The sequence below is a fragment of the Bradyrhizobium sp. 141 genome (assembly GCF_023074055.1).
Classification (GTDB): Bacteria; Pseudomonadota; Alphaproteobacteria; order Rhizobiales; family Xanthobacteraceae; genus Bradyrhizobium.
Map to the genome: position 1 here is coordinate 453,860 of NZ_JADPKR010000013.1, position 17,343 is coordinate 471,202.

The following is a 17,343-nucleotide window of genomic DNA, read 5'->3' on the forward strand; positions in this document are numbered from 1 at the left end:
CAAACGTGCAAGCCGTGCATGCCGCAGTGCAGCGCGACTGCCTTCTTTGTGGACAGAGCGGATAGGCAAATGAGGTTTTATGCGGCAGCCGCATCTTTTGCGCCGCACCGCCGCTTGACAGCCATCCGGTGCGCGCGCACCATCGTTCGTATACGAATGATAACTGCGGTCCGCCGGCTTCTCACATGGTGATGGAAACAACGAGCGCTGCCATCGACAAGATCCGCTGCGATGCTTGTCCGGTGATGTGCTACATCAAGCCGGGCGCGGCGGGTGCCTGCGACCGCTACGCCAATCACGAGGGCAAGCTCGTCCGCGTCGATCCGCATGTCATCCTGGAGCGCACCGTCTCACATGGCGGCAAGCTGGTCCCGTTCAGCCGCACCGAGGACTGGGACGGCAAGATCGTCCACGAACACTCGACCTTCGTGACCGCGATCGGCGCGGGCACGACCTATCCCGATTACAAGCCGGCGCCCTTCATCGTCTCCGCGGAGGTCGAGGGCGTCGACATGGTGACCGTCGTCACCGAGGGCATCTTCTCCTATTGCGGCATCAAGGTGAAGATCGACACCGACCGCTATCTCGGCCCCGAAACCGCGACGGTGCGCGCGCAGGGCGAGGCGGTCGGCCATGTCACCACCAGCGAATACGGCTCTCAGATGCTGTCGCTCGGCGGCGTGCATCATCTGACCGGCGGCTCCAAGAAGGAGGGCCGCGTCACCTGCGACACGCTGATGGACCTCGCCAATTGCAAGGCGGTGGAGCTGACCATCGACGGCGGTGCGAGCGTGGTCGTGCAGGCCGGCCAGCCGCCGGTCGTCAACGGGGTGAAAGAAGAGCGCATGCGCGTCGGCTGTGGCTCGGCGACGATCGGCATGTTCGCCAAGCAATGGCACGGCAAGGTCGACGAGGTCGTCGTGGTCGACGACCACATCACCGGCGTGCTCAGTGAGCACCAGGCCGGCAAGCTGCTCGACATCGCCGACACCGGCATCAAGATGAAGGGCCGGCGCTCGACGCCCGGCCGCTATTTCCAGGTCGCCGATCCCGGGACGGGGTGGGGCGGCACCAACATTTCCGATCCCTTGGCGATCCTCGGCCCGTTCGATGCCAAGGAGGCAAGACCGGGCCTGACCATGCTGATGGTCTCCACCACCGGCGAGCATTCGTCCTATTACGTGCTCGACGAGGCTTTGAAGCCGGTCGAGACCGCGATGCCGGCCGACCTGAAATTCTCAGTCGAGCGCATCCAGGAGAATTGCGAGCCGGCGCTGTGCACAGTGCTGTTCATGGCCGGCGCCGGCGGCTCGCTGCGCGCTGGTGTCACCGACAATCCGGTGCGGCTGACGCGCTCGGTGAAGGACGCGCTGACGCGCGTCACCAGTGGCGGTGCGCCGGTCTATGTCTGGCCAGGCGGCGGCATCACCTACATGGTCGATGTGACGCAGATGCCGGCGGGCGCGTTTGGCTATGTGCCGACGCCGGCGCTGGTCGCGCCGATCGAGTTCACGATGAAGCTGTCGGACTATGCTGCGCTCGGCGGGCACATGGATTACGTGAAGCCGCTGTCCGAGGTGCAGGGCGGTGACGATGTCCGGCAATTGCCCTGGCAGAACCCGATTCCGGGACCTCGGGCATGACCAGGCTCCCGCAAATCGCATTGCTGTCTGATGGCCGGCGGCTGCATTTGCAGGATGGACCGATTGATCTGGTCATTGAGGCGAGGGGGCGCGCGGACGCTGTGCGTGCGGCCTACGAGGCTGCGGCAAAGCGGTTCACGGGGCTGCTCGACGAGCTCTGCGCGGAACTGCCGGAATTGCGGGCGGCCGCCGAGGAGCGGACTTCGCTGCGGGGCGTGGTGGCGCGCCGGATGCACGCCGCGGTCGCGCCCTTTGCCGCCGATTGCTTCATCACGCCGATGGCCGCCGTTGCCGGCAGTGTGGCGGAGGAGATTCTCGGCGCAATGCTGGGCGCGGCGACACTCGATCAGGCCTATGTCAACAATGGCGGCGACATCGCCCTTCATCTCGGCGGGTGCGAGCATTTTTCGATTGGCCTGATGGATCGCCCCGATCGTGGTGGCGTGATGCGAGCTTTGAGGGTCGATGCCGATGACCCGGTGCGGGGCGTCGCGACCAGCGGGCGCCATGGCCGCAGCTTTTCGCTCGGGATTGCCGACGCGGTGACGGTGCTGGCGGCAACGGCATCGCAAGCCGATGCGGCGGCGACGGTCATCGCCAATGCCGTGGATATGCCGGGACATCCTGCCATCATCCGGCAGCCGGCCAGCGAGCTTCAGCCCGACAGCGATCTTGGCCCATGTCTCGTCACCCGCGATGTCGGCCGGTTGTCGCACGATGAGATCGCGACGGCGCTTGAATCTGGCGCGGAATGTGCACGCCAATTGTTCGATCGCGGATTGATCGAGGGTGCCGTATTGCAGCTTTGTGGTGATATGCTTGTCATCGGACCGAAAGATATTGAACGGCAAGAAGCGCGCCCAGGTAAGTTGGAGAACGCGGTTCATGCCTGAGCAGGGAAGAACCTGAGGACACAATCATGAGCGCGATCATCCGCAAGATCGTCACCGTCGTCGAAGAGACGCAAATGGAGATGGGGCGTCAGGTGTCGCCGCCGACCCGGCGTGCCGCGGCGATCGCCGTGATCGAAAATCCCTTCGCGGGGCAATATGTCGAAGACCTTTCGCCGCTCGTCTCGATCGGCGAGGAGCTCGGCGAGCTGCTGTCGAAGCGCGCGGTGGCTGCGCTCGGCATCGATGGCGCGAAGGCACACAGCTATGGCAAGGCCGCGGCTGTCGGCGAGAACGGCGAGCTGGAACATGCCGCTGCAATTCTTCACCCGAAGATGGGCGCGCCAGTACGCAAGGTGCTGACCAAGGGTGCCGCGCTGATTCCGTCGTCGAAGAAGCGCAGCGGGCCCGGCACCACGCTCGACATTCCCCTCGGTCACAAGGACGCAGCCTTCGTGCGTAGTCATTTCGACGGCATGGAAGTACAGATCAACGACGCGCCGCGCGCGAATGAGATCATGGTCGCGGTCGCCGTCACCGACAGCGGCCGGCCTTTGCCGCGCGTCGGCGGGCTGACGGTTGCGGAGATCAAAGGCGAAGACGGTCTAAGATAATTTTAACGGTGGAGGTTGGGATGCGAGCAAAGAACTATTTCGTCGGCGCGGCGTTTGCGCTGTTGGCGGGTGGCATGGCTCATTCGGCCATGGCGCAGGATATCAAGATCGGCGAGATCAACAGCTATTCGCTGCTGCCGGCCTTCACCGAGCCCTACCGCAAGGGATGGCAGCTCGCTGTCGAGGAGGTCAACGCGGCCGGCGGCATCAACGGCAAGAAGCTTGTCGTCATCTCCAAGGACGACGGCGGCAAGCCGGCGGATGCGCAGACCGCGGCCAATGAGCTCGTGTCGAGCGAGGGTGTCGCGATGCTGACGGGCACGTTCCTGTCGAACATCGGCCTCGCCGTCAGCGACTTCGCCAACCAGAAGAAGGTGTTCTTCCTCGCGGCCGAGCCGCTCACGGACGCCATCACCTGGTCCAAGGGCAACAAATACACATTCCGCTTGCGTCCCTCCAACTACATGCAGGCGGCGATGCTGGTTGAAGCGGCGAGCAAGCTGCCGGCCAAACGCTGGGCGACGATCGCGCCGAACTACGAATACGGCCAGTCGGCGGTTGCGGTGTTCAAGAAGTTGATGTCGGAGAAGCGTCCGGACATCCAGTGGGTCGACGAGCAATGGCCGCCGCAGGGCAAGATCGACGCAGGTCCCGTGGTGCAGGCCGTTGCCGCCGCCAACCCGGAAGCGATCCTCAACGTCACCTTCGGCGCCGACCTCGTCAAGCTCGTGCGCGAAGGCAACACCCGCGGCCTGTTCAAGGGACGCGAGGTCGTGTCCTTCCTGACCGGCGAGCCCGAATATCTGGATCCGCTCAAGGACGAGACGCCCGAGGGCTGGATCGTCACCGGCTATCCCTGGTACTCGATCAAGACGCCCGAGCATGACGCGTTCCTGAAGGCCTACCAGGCCAAGTACAACGACTATCCGCGTCTCGGCTCGATCGTCGGCTATCAGACCATCAAGTCGGCGGCTGCGATCCTGGCGAAGGCCGGCTCGAGCGATCCGGAGAAGCTGATTGCCGCGGCGGAAGGCCTCTCCGTGCCGTCGCCGTTCGGCGAGATCACCTTCCGCAAGATCGATCACCAGTCGACGCTCGGTGCCTTCGTCGGCAAGACCGCGCTGAAGGACGGCAAGGGCGTGATGGTGGACTCGTCCTACAAGAAGGGCGCGGACTATCTGCCTGGTGATGCCGAAGTCGAGAAGCTGCGGCCGAAGGATTGATCTATCTTTGTCTCTCCCTCTCGCCGCTCTTTGCGGGGAGAGGGTTGGGTGAGGGGCTCTCTCCACGCCCTGCGCTGGTGGAGAGAGCCCCTCACCCGGATCGCAAGGGCGATCCGACCTCTCCCCGCAAGAGCGGGGAGAGGTGACTTCAAACCCAACCCGGACCGCCGATGGCCTTTTATGTCGTACAGTTTCTGACCGGTCTCGCCAGCGCAGCGTCGCTGTTTCTGGTGGCCTCAGGCCTGTCGATCATCTTCGGCGTGACGCGGATCGTGAATTTCGCGCATGGCGCCTTCTACATGATCGGCGCCTACATCGCCTTCACGCTGACGGAGCGGCTTTCGGGTGCCTTTGGCTTCTGGGGCAGCATCGTGCTGGCCGCGATTGCGGTGGCGCTGATTGGCGTGCTCGTCGAGATGGTGCTGCTCCGGCGCATCTATCATGCGCCGGAACTGTTCCAGCTGCTCGCAACTTTCGGCCTGACCTTGATGGTCGAGGACCTCGTCGTTCTGATCTGGGGGCCTGACGATCTCGTCGGTCGCCGCGCGCCGGGCTTCAGGGGCGCCATCGATTTCTTCGGCCAGAACATCCCGAGCTACGACCTGTTCCTGATTGGGCTCAGCCCGGTCGTGCTTGGCATTCTCTGGCTGCTGTTCCAGCGCACGCGCTGGGGCGTCTTGGTGCGCGCGGCGACGCAGGACCGCGACATGGTTGCAGCGCTCGGCGTCAACCAGAAATGGCTGTTCACGTCAGTGTTCGCGGTCGGCGTCTTCCTGGCCGCGCTCGGCGGGGCGCTCCAGATCCCGCGCGATGCCGTGCATCATGCCATGGACCTGCGCATCATCGTCGAGGTCTTCGTCGTCGTCGTGATCGGCGGCCTCGGCAGCATCGTCGGCGCCTTCGTCGCGGCGGTGCTGGTCTCCGAGCTCAATGCCTTCGGCATCCTGATCTTCCCGAAGATTTCCATCATCCTGGTCTTCCTGGTGATGGCGGTGGTGCTGATCGTGCGCCCCTGGGGTTTGTTTGGCAAACCGGAGGCGCCCGCGCGCAAGACGCCGGGTCTCACCGTCAATCCCTGGCGGCCGTTGACATCGAATGAGCGGCTCGCGGCGCTTGCGGCGCTCGTGATCGCAGCGACGCTGCCGCTGTTCGCCGGCAATTATCTGCTCACCGTCGGCTCGGAGATCGCGATCTTCGTCATCTTCGCCGTCAGCCTGCACTTCCTGATGTCGGTCGGCGGGCTCGCGTCCTTCGGCCATGCCGCTTATTTCGGCCTCGGTGCTTATGGCGTCGCTTTCCTCGCCAAGATGGCGGGGCTGCCGATGATCGTATGCCTGTTGCTCGGCCCGCTGCTCGGCTGCATGGGCGCGGCCGTGTTCGGCTTCTTCGCCGTGCAGCTCTCCGGCGTCTATTTCGCAATGCTGACGCTCGCTTTCGCGCAGATCGTCTGGTCGATCGCGTTCCAATGGGTGAGCGTCACTGGCGGTGACAACGGCATTCTGGGCGTATGGCCGGAAAAATGGGCGGCGAGCCCGTCGAACTTCTACTGGCTGGCGCTCGGCGTCGCCGCGCTGGTGACCGTCGCGCTGCGGGCCATGGTGTTCTCGCCGTTCGGCTATGCGCTCAGGGCCACGCGCGACTCGCTCCTGCGCACTGAAGCGATCGGCATCAACGCCAAGCGCATCCAATGGACGGCCTTCGTGATCGCCGGCACGACCGCCGGCATCGGCGGCGCATTGTTCGCCTATCTCAAGGGCAGCGTCTTCCCGGATAATCTCGGCATCTCGCTCTCGGTCGATGCGCTGGTCATGGTGCTGCTCGGCGGCGTCGAGACGGTGTCGGGCGCGGTGATCGGCGCCATCGTCTACAAGGCGCTGAACATCTGGCTGGTCAGTCAAACCGATCTGTCGAAGCTCGTGCTTGGCGGCTTCATCATGCTGATCGTCGTCGTCTTCCCCAAGGGCATCGTCGGCATGCTGGAGATGCTGGCGCAGCGCCGCAAGAAAGCATCACCGCCCGGATCGCCCTTGCTTGCCAAGCCGATCGAGTCCGCCGAATGAGCATCGCATCCCCACTTCTTGCGGTCGAAGGTCTGACCAAATCCTATGGCGGCATCCACGCCGTGCGCGGGGTGTCGTTCTCGTTGCGCGCCGGCGAGATTTTGGCGCTGATCGGACCGAACGGCGCCGGCAAGAGCACCTGTTTCGACATGCTCAACGGCCAGAACAAGCCCGATACCGGCCAAGTTCGCCTGCTCGGCGACGACATCACGGCTAGGAAGCCGCGTGAGGTCTGGCGCCTCGGCGTTGGGCGCACCTTCCAGATCACCGCGACCTTTGCCACCATGACCGTGCGCGAGAACGTCCAGGTCGCCCTGATCTCGCATGAGAAACAGTTGTTCAACCTCTTCGGCTCGGCACCGAACTTCGATCGCGGCGAGGCCGGCCGGCTGCTCGAGCTCGTCGGCATGAGCGGCTACGCGGATCGTCCGTGCGGCGAGCTCGCCTATGGCGATCTCAAGCGGCTAGAGCTTGCGGTCGCACTCGCCAACCAGCCGAAGCTGCTCTTGATGGACGAGCCGACCGCCGGCATGGCGCCGCGCGAGCGGGTCGATCTGATGCGGCTCACCGCGCAGATCGCCCGCGAAAAGTCGATCGGGGTGCTCTTTACCGAGCACGACATGGACGTGGTGTTCGAGCACGCCGACCGCATCATCGTGCTCAATCGCGGCACGCTGATCGCCGAAGGCACGCCGGCCGAGGTGCGCGGCAATCCGCAGGTGCAGGCGGTCTATCTCGGCGAAGGCCTCGTCTACGATGCCCGCCACCGCGAGGGAGCCTCGGCATGAAGCTGACGGTCGAGGGGCTCAACAGTCATTACGGCCCGGCGCATATCCTGTTCGACATCGGCTTCGAGGTCGGCGAGGGCGAGGTGGTGGCGCTGCTCGGCCGCAACGGCGCCGGCAAGTCGACCACGTTCCGTTCGATCGTCGGTCTCGTCGCGCAGCGAACCGGCCGCATCATGTTCGAGGGCAAGGACGTCTCGCTGCGTCCGACGCATGAGATCGTGCGCGAAGGGCTCGGCTACGTGCCGGAGGAGCGGCGCATCTTCACCGACCTGACGGTGGAGGAAAACCTCGAAGTCGGCCGCCAGCCGAAGCGTCCGAACGCCCCGCACTGGACCCGTGAAAAGCTGTTCGCGCTGTTCCCGAATCTGGGTGAGATGAAGAATCGTCCGGGCGGCCGCATGAGCGGTGGCGAGCAGCAGATGCTCACCATTGCCCGCACGCTGATGGGCAATCCGTCGCTGGTGATGCTCGACGAGCCCTCGGAAGGCCTGTCGCCGAAGATCGTGGAGCAGATGGTCGATGCCATCCTGACCATGAAGAAGGAGGGCGTCAGCATCGTCGTCTCCGAGCAGAATCTGCATTTCGCGCGGTTGATCTCCGATCGCGCCTACATCATCGAGCGCGGCCGCGTCTGCTTCGGCGGCACCATGGCCGAGCTCGACGCGCGTCCGGATATCCGCGACGCGCATCTGTCGTTGTGAGGGCGGGGAACGAATGGCGAGAAGCGTCACGGCGAAGAAGAGCCTCAAACCGGCAAAACCGCCTTACGTGCTCGACGAGCAGGTCGGCTTCATTCTGCGCCAGGTCTGGCAGCGTCACAGTTCGATCTTCGCTCGCGATATCGGCACCAATTTGACGCCGACGCAATGGGCGGCGCTGTCGAAACTCGCCGAGACCGGGCCGTGTTCGCAGAACCAGCTGGGCCGGCTGACCGCGATGGACGTTGCGACCATCAAAGGTGTGATCGACCGCCTGACGGCGCGCGGCCTGACCGAGACCAGCCAGGATCCCGAGGACGGACGGCGCCTGCTGGTGAGCCTGACGCGTGCCGGTCAGCAGGTTGCGGAGAAGGTCGCGCCGAATGCGCTCGCCATCACCCGTGAGACCCTGGCGCCTCTCGAGGCGAAAGAGCGCGAGATGCTGATGGCGCTGTTGAACAAGCTGCGGTGAAGAAGGTGCCGTAGGGTGGGCAAAGCGAAGCGTGCCCACCATCATTCTCAATCAGGAAAAGATCGTGGGCACGGCGCTTTGCGCCTTTGCCCACCCTACGGCAGTTGAACGAGGTGCGCGGACTGGCGACTAACCTCGATGAAGGGTTTGTCTAGGTTTTGGGTCATGAGAGACGCGGCGAAATTTGCGAAGGTCTTGCTCAGCGCGGCGCTCGCGGGCGCATGTGCTCCTGCCCTGGCGGCCCAAGCCTACGAAGGCTTCTGGGCCTCGGCCAAGAAAGATTGCCGCAACGACGACAGCCCCAACCGCATGAGCATCGAAGGCGGCAACCGCCTCTATTGGTACGAGACGCGATGCCGCGCCGGCGAGATCGTTGCCGACGGCAAGCAGAGCTGGAAGATGCGGCTCGCCTGCGAAGGTGAGGGCGAGAAGTTTCGGTCCAATCCCAGGATATCGGTCGCTGCGGACGGCCGGCTGGTGATCGAGAACGGCCCTGTCGGACAGGCCAAGCGGCAATTCTATGTGCGTTGTGAAATCCCAAAGCGGCGCTGACCGTGTCGGTCAGCTTTTTCCCGGCCATTTGGCGCGATATCGGATCTCGCTGCCGTCGGGCAGGGGACGCCACGTTCCGAAGTCCGCGGTATGCGGCGCTCTGGCCGACAATCCGATCGGGTAGATCCGGCTTGGCTGTCCCTCGATGTTGACGGCGAGTTGTCGGTGCGAGGTTCGAAAGGCGAGTTCGACTTCGCCCGTGATGACCGCTTGCTCGCCATCATGACGGAAGCCGGCTGGCGTCAGCTCGGCGGGCATGGTGTTGATGTCGGTCTGCAGTTCGATGGTGATCCCCTCCGCCGATGTCGGCACTTTGACCCCCGGCGGAAGTCGAACCTCAAACACGAGAAGGGGATTGGCCGCGTTAGGGTTGAGCCACGGCGTCGCGGTCGCATATGCGTAAACAAGATAAGTGCCGGCAGCTGCGACGCAGAGGAGGGCGACGACGCCGAGCGACTTCAGGCTGTTGCGCGCGACGCTTCCATTGCTTGCGCTCTTGCTTGGACGCGATACCAGCCAGCTGGCGAACACCGCGCCGCCGACCGCGCCCATGGGAGAGTAAACGAACAGCGCCAGCAGGCCCGATGTGATCGGGTCCGCCCGGTTGCCCAGATCGAGGAGAGAAAACACCAGAAAGATCGCGACATAGCCCGCCACCGCACCGGCGACGCCGGCGGCAATCCGCGACGAACTCTTCATGTCTCCTCGGCTCTCCAGCAATGCATGGCCCTCGCGGGCTGTCCGCATTAGACGCAGCAGGCAGGAGACTCGTTCAACGCCTTCGAGCGGCCACGCGGCGCACCGCGCCATCCGGCCGCGTCACTTCGCCACCACCTCCGGCACCTTGCCGGCTGGCGGGGTGTTGCGGCTGCGCTGGGTGCGGACGATGCCGTCGATGATGGTCATGCCGATGCCCGGGAGGTCGCCGAGCTGGACGCTTTCCAGAATGTTCTTGCCCGGCGAGTGCTGCGCCTTGTCCATGATGACGAAGTCGGCGGAACGGCCGACTTCGATGAGGCCGCAATCGAGCTCGCGCATTCGCGCGGTGTTGCCGGTGGCCAAACAGAACGCGATCTCGGCCGGGAGATCACCGAGCGAGGACAGCATCGAGACCATGCGCAGAATGCCGAGCGGTTGCACGCCGGAGCCGGCGGGCGCATCGGTGCCGAGGATGACGCGGTGCAGATCCCCCATCTCACGCGCAATGCGCAGCGTGAATAGGGCGGAGCGCTCATTGCCGTTGTGCACGAGCTCGAGGCCGCGCTTGCAGCCCTCGCAGATGCAGCGGATCTGGTCGTCGGGCAGCGCCGTGTGGCCGCCATTGATGTGGCCGACCACGTCGGTGTCGGCCTCCAGCACCACGTCCTTGTCGATCAGGCCGGAGCCGGGGATCGAGGGGCCGCCGGTGTGGATCGTGCTCTGGATGCCGTATTTGCGCGCCCAGCCGACCATTTTTCGCGCGGTCGGGCCGTCCTTGACGCCGCCGAGGCCCACTTCGCCGAGCAGCTTGACGCCGGCCGCGGCCAGCTCCTTGAAGTCTTCCTCGACCATCTCGCATTCGATCACGGGCGCGCCGGCATGAACCTTCACGCCGCCAGGCCGCAAATTCCAGAAGGCGCGCTGGGCGAAGATCGCCATCGCCTTCAGCCCGACGACGTCGCGCGGGCGGCCGGGCATGTGCACTTCGCCGGCCGAGATCATGGTGGTGACGCCGCCATGCAAATTGCTGTCGATCCAGCCGATCTGGTTCTGCCGTGGCGTCCAGTCGCCCGCCACGGGGTGGACGTGGCTGTCGATCAGGCCGGGTGCGACCGTGGTGCCGTTGGCCTCGACCATAGTGGTCGCGCCTTCGGTGTTGAGGTCCTTGAAGCGGCCGATGGCGGTGATCTTGCCGTTCTCGGCGACGATGGTGTCGCCGTCCAGGATCGGCTTTTCCAGCGCGCCGGACAGGATCAGGCCGATATTCCGGATCACGAGCTTCGAGGGTCCGGTGGCCTGGGGTGCGTCATGCGCCATGGAAGGGGCTCCTTATTCCTAACTGCAACGCTCGCGATCTTGGGCAGCCTTGACCCCGGGAGCAAGCAGGATTATTCATTAGTACACGAATGATCGTGTACAAACGACGCATAGCTGAACCGCCTCGAAAACCGCATTGGAAGCGACAGGGAAGGTGAGATGAGCAATTTCAATCAGGAAAGCGTTTTGAGCGTCCACCACTGGACCGACACGCTGTTCTCTTTCAAGACCACCCGCAGCCCGACCTTCCGCTTCCGCAACGGCGAATTCACCATGATCGGGCTCAAGATCGGCGAGAAGCCGCTGCTGCGGGCCTACAGCGTCGCCAGCGCCAATTACGAGGATACGCTGGAGTTCTTCTCCATCAAGGTGCCGGACGGACCGCTGACCTCGCGCCTCCAGCATTTGAAGGAAGGCGACGAGATCATCGTCAGCCGCAAGGCCACCGGCACGCTCGTCATCGACAACCTCGAGGAGGGGCGTAACCTCTACCTCATCGGCACCGGCACCGGCCTGGCGCCGTTCCTGAGCGTGATCAAGGACCCCGAGACCTACGAGCGGTTCGAGAAGGTCGTGCTGCTGCACGGCTGCCGTCACGTGAAGGAGCTCGCCTATGGCGAGATGATCAACGAGACGCTGCCGAAGGACGAGCTGATCGGCGAGTACATCCGCGACCAGCTGATCTACTATCCGACGGTGACCCGCGATCCCTTCCGTAATCGCGGCCGCATCACCGATCTGATCACCTCGGGCAAGCTGTTCACCGATATAGGCCTGCCGGCCCTGGAAGCCGCCCACGACCGCGTCATGATTTGCGGCAGCCCGGCGCTGGTGGCTGATACCCGCGTGCTCCTGGGTGAGCGAGGCTTCGTCGAAGGAAATCACGGCGAGCCGGCCCAATTCGTGGTCGAAAAGGCCTTTGCCGAGCGATAACTCGGAATTCCCGCGCAATAAGACCGCATTTTCGCCGCGCGGGGCCCGTTGCAGCGCCGATTCGGCGCTTGATACACTGTGGGAGCGAATCAGCGGAGTTCCCACATGGTTGCGGACAGCGACAGCAACATCGCCTGGCACCGGGTCCAGTTGAAGAAGAACCGCGCCGAGTTGAAGGCGCTGGAGACCGCGCGCTTCACGATGGGCGAGATCGCCTCGTCGAAGCGGAACGGCCAGACCCAGAAGGCGGTCGCGGAACTCAAGCGGAAGATCGGGCTATCCGAGCGTGCGATCGCCGATCACGACAAGCGTACGCGCCGTCCGCTCGCCACTGACCAGCAAAGCCTCAGCAATGGCAGCTGGAGCCATTGGGACGCCTACACGCAGCAGCAGCGCAAGACCGGCCAGCGCTCGCCGGGACGCGGATAGACGCGTCTCGTTTGCAGCTCCCTTGCACCGGCGGAGCGGCCCACCATCTGGGTGAAACGCCAGCAATCAGCCCGGTGATGCCATGACAGTGCGCCTCGATTTCACCAGCGAGGCCTTCTTTCGCGATCCGCCCAAGGCGATTGCAACGCTGCGCATGTCCGGCCCCGTGGTCGCGACACGATTTCCTCTTGTCGGCGACGTCTGGATCACCACGACCCATGACGCCACCGCGCAGGTTCTGAAGGATGGCGCGACCTTCACGCTGCGCAAGGAGGACGGTGACGTCGCCGGTCTGCGCTGGTGGATGCCGAGATACGTCCGGACCATTGCCAACAACATGCTGACGATGGACGAGCCGGATCATACCAGGCTGCGCAGCATCGTGGATGAGGCCTTTCGTCGTCGCGCGATCGTCGCGATGGAGCCCCGCATCCGTGCCATCGCCGACGGTCTCGCGGGCGAGCTGTTTGCGAATGAAGATCCTGCTGACCTCGTCCAGCGCTACGCGCGCATCCTGCCGCTCGCGGTGATCTCCGAGCTCCTGGGCCTGCCCTTGGCCGATCGTCCAAAATTCATCGCCTGGGCCAACGCGATGTCCTCGCTGACCAATGTCGTCAGCTTCTTCCGCCTGCTGTTCGCGTTCCGCAAGATGCGCGCCTATCTCGAACGGCAATTGCAGATCGCGCGTGCGCAGGGCGGCGAAGGCCTGATTGCCGAGCTGATCCAGGTCGAGCGCGAGGGCGGCCAGATCACGCCGGATGAGATGGTCTCGATGGTGTTTCTGCTGCTCGCGGCCGGCTCCGAGACGACCACGCATCTCATCAGCGGTTCCGCCTATGAGCTCCTCAGAAGTCCGGGCCTGCGCGATTGGCTGGAACAGGATTGGAGCCGCGTTGGGCTCGCGGTGGAGGAGTTCCTGCGCTTCGTCTCCCCGGTGCAATTCTCCAAGCCGCGCTACGTGCGGCGAGATGTCGAGATCGAGGGCGTTCGCCTGAAGAAGGGCGATCGCGTCATGGTGATGCTCGCCGCAGCCAACATGGATCCGGCGATGCATGATCGTCCGGAGAGGCTTGATCTCGAGCGCAAACCTAACAGACACGTCTCCTTCGGAACAGGAATCCATTTCTGCCTCGGCCATCAGCTGGCGCGTATCGAGGCGGCCTGTGCGCTGGAGGCGCTGTTCGTGCGATGGCCGAAACTAGCTCTCGCCGTCGATCCTGCACAGGTCCACTGGCGCAGACGGCCGGGCCTTCGCGCCATCGCAAAGCTCCCTGTCACGCCAGGTGGACTACGTGCCGCGGCGTCTGACGGAACGATAGTTGATCGTTCCCTCGCGCGGGCGGATTGAGCTTTCTGCTTTCGGCAAATCGTCGCTGATTGTGATCTACCAGGAACGGTGCGCAGCGCTTGCTGTTGTCCTCCGGGACCGCGGGCGCGCCACGGAACTTCGTGCCCCGAGGTTTCCCAGATCTCACGGAGGTTGGATCATGACCAGCAAAATGCCGAATGTTCCGCCGGACAATCAGAGCCGGAAGGGAACTGGCGACGGCAAACAAATGTCGCCTGATCAAACTCCGCGCGGCCAACAGCGCGCGGAAAATCCGGACCAGCAGGGACAGCAGGGCAACATCAAGCAGAACACGACCAATCAGGGATACCAGCAAGACCGCTGAGGAGGCGACATTCCATGTCGACATCCACCAAGACACCAAACAGCATTCGTCAGGGCGGCCCCGGCGCATCACATGAGAACGCGAAGGCGCCGTTGGAGGTGAAGAAGCCGCCTGCGGATGATTCACAGCGCAGCCACAGCCGCGTCTCGGGTGGCGGAGGCGAGCACGATTCTCATCACGCGCACGACACGTCCGGCAAGGGCGGAGGCAGGTGAAGATTGGAGACCCCGAATGCAAGGCAAAAAAACCCACGAACAGCAGGTGCGCATTCTCGAGCGCAAACCCGCCGTCCCTGACGGGCGCGAGCTCGATCAGGCCGTCGGTCGCAATCCCCAGGATGCTGCCATCCATCGTGCGCAGCCTGAAGCGCGGCAGAGCGAATTTCCGGTGAGCCGCGGCGGTCTCAACCAGGAGAGCGACCACAACAAGCACAATCACGCCGGCCAGAGTGGCCACAAGCCGCTGAAACCGACACCGGCGCAACAGAAGCACTAAGTCTTCGGAAGATCACTGAAAGAGGAGAAACCGATGCCAGCTGGGCACGGCAGCAAGACGCACTTCAGATCGGGCATGCATGGCAAGGGCGACGGCACCGGCGCCATGGCCGATATCCCCAAGGACAAGATCGGCGACAACATGGTGCTCTCCAACCGCGACAAGAAGCAGCATTCGGACATTCGCGGCATGGACGGCAAGTCCATCCAGACCGAACAGTACCAGGATCACGCAGCCAACCGACTCGACGAGAAGCCGGAGGCCGACGAGACCTGAGGGCGCGCGTTCCTTCCGCTGAACTCGCGGACCGGTGTTCAGCCGGTCCGCTTTTTTGTCGACGCGAGGTAGCGCTCCCAGCCGAACACGGAGCGGCCGTAGAGATCCGGCGAAGCCGCGCGCTCGCCGGCGATGTAGGCCTCGACCGACGGTCCGCTCGCTGTGCGTTCCAGCCGCCGCGCCTGGTCGTCGAGGCGCTTGATCGCCTGCATCTCCTCGTCACGTCCGAGCTTCGCGTTATGGATTGCGCCCTTCAACACGCGGATGGTCTCGTCATAGACCTTGATCGGAACGGGATAGGGATGTCGGTCCTTGCCGCCATGGGCGAGCGAGAAACGCGCGGGGTCCTTGAATCGGTAGGGCGCGCCGTGCACGACCTCCGCGACCATCGCCAGTGAGCGTACGGTGCGCGCGCCGACGCCCGGCGTCAGCAGCAGTTCCGGGAAATCGACCGGGCCCCGCTCGGCTGCTGCGGCGAGCGTGCCGTGCAGGCGGCGCGCGAACACGTCCTTGGGCCTGACATCGTGATGCCCCGGCATAATCAGGTGCGGCAGCATGGCCTGTGCTGGCTCGGGCGCGGTCCCCATGAGCCGTTCGAATTCGGAGACGATGCGATCAGGGCCGAGATCACCCAGGAGATCGAGCTGCGCGGTGCGTGAAACGTCGGCGCGATGGTCGGTGAGATTGACGATCTCGCCCTGTTGAGGCCCGTCAATCGCGCTATGCGGCGTATCGACAAAGCTCTTCAGCGCCTCGGAATGCCAGTGATAGCGTCGTGCCTGCCGCTTGTCGCCGTTCATGCCCTGCTGCACCACCGTCCATTTGCCGTCGGCGGTGACGAAGAAGCCGTGCAAATATAGGTCAAAGCCGTCCTGCACGGCTGCGCTGTCGACCTTCGCCACCAGGCGGCTAGCGCGGGTCAGCTTTGCGCCGTCGAATCCAACGCGGTCGCCGAGTTGCATCAACTCATCCGGCGTCTTGCGCGAATGCTGGCCGCGGCCGCCGCAGACATAGATTCCGAGCTCGTCCTGAAGTGGCCCGAGCCCGCGCTTCAGTGCGCCGATCACGGAGGTCGTGATGCCCGAGGAGTGCCAGTCCATTCCCATGACCGCGCCGAATGACTGGAACCAGAACGGATGGGACAGCCGCTGGAGGAACGCATCGCGGCCATAATGATGCACAATCGCCTGCGTGACGATCGACCCGAGCGAGGCCATGCGGCTTGCCAGCCACGGCGGAACCCGTCCGGTGTGCAAGGGAAGATCGGCGCTGCCGCTACGTCGAGTCATGAGCGCCCCAAACTAGCTCAGTTCGGCAACGGTTGCACCTGTGGAATGCTGCGTTGCACAGGGCGGGGGAGCGAAGCCGGCCGAGAGGCGTTGAGCCGGCTACGCGAATGCAAGGACGGGGACAGCAATGAATTGGCGGGCCCTCATGGCCGACATCGACAGGATGTTCGGCTGGATACCGTCGTGGTTTGTCGGCCTCAGCCTGGTGCTCGGCGCGATCCTGCTGGCCCTTGCCCTCCATCGGCTTGCGGCCTGGTTTCTCAATCGCGCCTTCGGAACTCGTCTCCCGCTCTTGAGCGTGTTCATCGAGCGCACGACGGGCCCAGCTCAGTTGGCGCTGTGTCTTGGCGCGGTCGCATTGGTCCTGCCGCTCGCGCCGCTCGACGACACGATCCGCACGCCGCTGATGCGCCTGTTCGTGGTGGCTGTCATCGCGCTGATCGGCTGGATCTCGATCAGGATCGTCGACATGAGTGCGGCGCGCTATCTGCAGAACTTTCGCGACGTCACCGAGAATTTCGTCGCCCGCAAGCACGTCACGCAGGTTCGCGTGTTCAAGCGCGTCACTGACACCATCATCGTCATCATCACGGTCTCGACCGCACTGATGACGTTCGACTCGGTCCGGCAATACGGCGTCAGCCTATTCGCCTCCGCCGGCGCGGCCGGTATCATCGTCGGTCTTGCCGCGCGGCCGCTGCTGAGCAATCTGATCGCGGGCTTGCAGATCGCGATCACCCAGCCGATCCGCATCGAGGACGCGGTGATCATCGAGAACGAGTGGGGATGGGTCGAGGATATCGCCGCGACCTATGTCGTGATCCGGCTGTGGGACTGGCGCCGCATGGTGGTGCCGCTCTCCTATTTCATCGAAAAACCGTTCCAGAACTGGACTCGCGACACTGCATCCCTGATCGGTGTGATCGCGCTTCATGTCGATTATCGTGCCGACGTGGCGCGCATCAGGCGCTGGCTGGAGGAGGCGGTGAAGGACTCCAAGCTCTGGGATGGCGCCGTGGTCAATCTCCAGGTGATCGATGCGGATGCACGCACCATCGAGCTTCGCGCGCTGGTCAGCGCGCGCAACGCGCCGCAATCCTGGGACCTGCGCTGCGAGATCCGGGAAAAGCTGGTGGCCTTCATCCGCGACGAGATGCCGGAAGCCTTGCCGCGCGAGCGGGCGATCCTGATCCCGTCGGGCGGAGGCGATGATGCCGACTTCATGCGAGGCCCGGCGCCGCCGGAGAAAATGCGGGCGAGTGCACGTAACTGACCGCGGCGTGCATCTGAAG

20 protein-coding genes are annotated in these 17,343 nt (G+C 64.2%); 17 read left to right on the plus strand and 3 right to left on the minus strand.

The window, feature by feature from the left end:
• Window positions 1-185: 185 nt before the first annotated feature.
• The 9 genes from IVA81_RS04365 (at window position 186) to IVA81_RS04405 (ending at window position 8,940) form a co-directional block, all read left to right on the plus strand.
• On the plus strand, window positions 186-1,643 hold the full coding sequence (locus tag IVA81_RS04365) for a 6-hydroxynicotinate reductase (RefSeq protein ID WP_247312744.1): 1,458 nt from the start codon (window positions 186-188) through the stop codon (window positions 1,641-1,643).
• Window positions 1,640-2,536 carry a UPF0280 family protein gene (locus IVA81_RS04370; RefSeq protein WP_247312747.1) on the plus strand — a complete coding sequence of 299 codons (897 nt, stop codon included), beginning with the start codon at window positions 1,640-1,642 and terminating at the stop codon, window positions 2,534-2,536. The genes IVA81_RS04365 and IVA81_RS04370 overlap by 4 nt, the downstream gene beginning before the upstream one ends.
• Window positions 2,537-2,562: 26 nt before the next feature.
• On the plus strand, window positions 2,563-3,147 hold the full coding sequence (locus IVA81_RS04375; RefSeq protein WP_247312750.1) for an amino acid synthesis family protein: 585 nt from the start codon (window positions 2,563-2,565) through the stop codon (window positions 3,145-3,147).
• A 20-nt stretch (window positions 3,148-3,167) separates the two neighbouring features.
• Window positions 3,168-4,370 carry an ABC transporter substrate-binding protein gene (locus IVA81_RS04380; protein WP_247312754.1) on the plus strand — a complete coding sequence of 401 codons (1,203 nt, stop codon included), beginning with the start codon at window positions 3,168-3,170 and terminating at the stop codon, window positions 4,368-4,370.
• A 170-nt stretch (window positions 4,371-4,540) separates the two neighbouring features.
• Window positions 4,541-6,430, plus strand: a complete 1,890-nt coding sequence (locus IVA81_RS04385) for an ABC transporter permease (RefSeq protein ID WP_247312756.1) — start codon at window positions 4,541-4,543, stop codon at window positions 6,428-6,430.
• Window positions 6,427-7,218 (plus strand): ABC transporter ATP-binding protein, encoded by a 792-nt coding sequence (locus IVA81_RS04390; protein WP_247312759.1) that lies wholly within the window; start codon window positions 6,427-6,429, stop codon window positions 7,216-7,218. Before IVA81_RS04385 ends, IVA81_RS04390 begins: the two co-directional genes overlap by 4 nt.
• On the plus strand, window positions 7,215-7,919 hold the full coding sequence (locus IVA81_RS04395; protein ID WP_247312761.1) for an ABC transporter ATP-binding protein: 705 nt from the start codon (window positions 7,215-7,217) through the stop codon (window positions 7,917-7,919). Before IVA81_RS04390 ends, IVA81_RS04395 begins: the two co-directional genes overlap by 4 nt.
• Before the next feature lie 13 nt (window positions 7,920-7,932).
• Window positions 7,933-8,388, plus strand: coding sequence for a MarR family winged helix-turn-helix transcriptional regulator (locus IVA81_RS04400; RefSeq protein ID WP_247312763.1), 456 nt, complete (start codon window positions 7,933-7,935; stop codon window positions 8,386-8,388).
• Between the two features lie 165 nt (window positions 8,389-8,553).
• The gene (locus tag IVA81_RS04405; protein ID WP_247312764.1) at window positions 8,554-8,940 is read left to right on the plus strand and encodes a hypothetical protein; all 387 of its coding nucleotides are present in this window, start codon (window positions 8,554-8,556) and stop codon (window positions 8,938-8,940) included.
• A 9-nt stretch (window positions 8,941-8,949) separates the two neighbouring features.
• Here the strand turns inward: IVA81_RS04405 and IVA81_RS04410 are convergent, their stop codons facing one another.
• On the minus strand, window positions 8,950-9,639 hold the full coding sequence (locus IVA81_RS04410; protein WP_247312767.1) for a hypothetical protein: 690 nt from the start codon (window positions 9,637-9,639) through the stop codon (window positions 8,950-8,952).
• Between the two features lie 120 nt (window positions 9,640-9,759).
• Window positions 9,760-10,956 carry an amidohydrolase family protein gene (locus IVA81_RS04415; protein WP_247312771.1) on the minus strand — a complete coding sequence of 399 codons (1,197 nt, stop codon included), beginning with the start codon at window positions 10,954-10,956 and terminating at the stop codon, window positions 9,760-9,762.
• A 159-nt stretch (window positions 10,957-11,115) separates the two neighbouring features.
• Between IVA81_RS04415 and IVA81_RS04420 the strand changes: the two genes are divergently transcribed.
• The 7 genes from IVA81_RS04420 (at window position 11,116) to IVA81_RS04450 (ending at window position 14,762) form a co-directional block, all read left to right on the plus strand.
• The gene (locus tag IVA81_RS04420) at window positions 11,116-11,889 is read left to right on the plus strand and encodes a ferredoxin--NADP reductase (RefSeq protein WP_247312774.1); all 774 of its coding nucleotides are present in this window, start codon (window positions 11,116-11,118) and stop codon (window positions 11,887-11,889) included.
• A 105-nt stretch (window positions 11,890-11,994) separates the two neighbouring features.
• Window positions 11,995-12,318: a hypothetical protein gene (locus IVA81_RS04425; protein ID WP_247312777.1), complete on the plus strand. Its 324-nt coding sequence runs from the start codon at window positions 11,995-11,997 to the stop codon at window positions 12,316-12,318.
• Between the two features lie 82 nt (window positions 12,319-12,400).
• Window positions 12,401-13,666: a cytochrome P450 gene (locus IVA81_RS04430; RefSeq protein ID WP_247312779.1), complete on the plus strand. Its 1,266-nt coding sequence runs from the start codon at window positions 12,401-12,403 to the stop codon at window positions 13,664-13,666.
• A 139-nt stretch (window positions 13,667-13,805) separates the two neighbouring features.
• Window positions 13,806-13,991 (plus strand): hypothetical protein, encoded by a 186-nt coding sequence (locus tag IVA81_RS04435; RefSeq protein ID WP_247312782.1) that lies wholly within the window; start codon window positions 13,806-13,808, stop codon window positions 13,989-13,991.
• Window positions 13,992-14,005: 14 nt separating this feature from the next.
• Window positions 14,006-14,206, plus strand: coding sequence for a hypothetical protein (locus tag IVA81_RS04440; protein WP_247312785.1), 201 nt, complete (start codon window positions 14,006-14,008; stop codon window positions 14,204-14,206).
• Window positions 14,207-14,222: 16 nt separating this feature from the next.
• The gene (locus IVA81_RS04445) at window positions 14,223-14,486 is read left to right on the plus strand and encodes a hypothetical protein (RefSeq protein WP_247312786.1); all 264 of its coding nucleotides are present in this window, start codon (window positions 14,223-14,225) and stop codon (window positions 14,484-14,486) included.
• 33 nt (window positions 14,487-14,519) lie between these two features.
• Window positions 14,520-14,762 carry a hypothetical protein gene (locus tag IVA81_RS04450; protein WP_247312789.1) on the plus strand — a complete coding sequence of 81 codons (243 nt, stop codon included), beginning with the start codon at window positions 14,520-14,522 and terminating at the stop codon, window positions 14,760-14,762.
• 38 nt (window positions 14,763-14,800) lie between these two features.
• On the opposite strand, the gene IVA81_RS04455 is transcribed toward IVA81_RS04450, so the two are convergent.
• Window positions 14,801-16,051 (minus strand): DUF763 domain-containing protein, encoded by a 1,251-nt coding sequence (locus IVA81_RS04455; RefSeq protein ID WP_247312792.1) that lies wholly within the window; start codon window positions 16,049-16,051, stop codon window positions 14,801-14,803.
• Window positions 16,052-16,178: 127 nt separating this feature from the next.
• Between IVA81_RS04455 and IVA81_RS04460 the strand changes: the two genes are divergently transcribed.
• On the plus strand, window positions 16,179-17,324 hold the full coding sequence (locus IVA81_RS04460) for a mechanosensitive ion channel family protein (RefSeq protein WP_247312795.1): 1,146 nt from the start codon (window positions 16,179-16,181) through the stop codon (window positions 17,322-17,324).
• The last annotated feature ends 19 nt before the right edge of the window (window positions 17,325-17,343 follow it).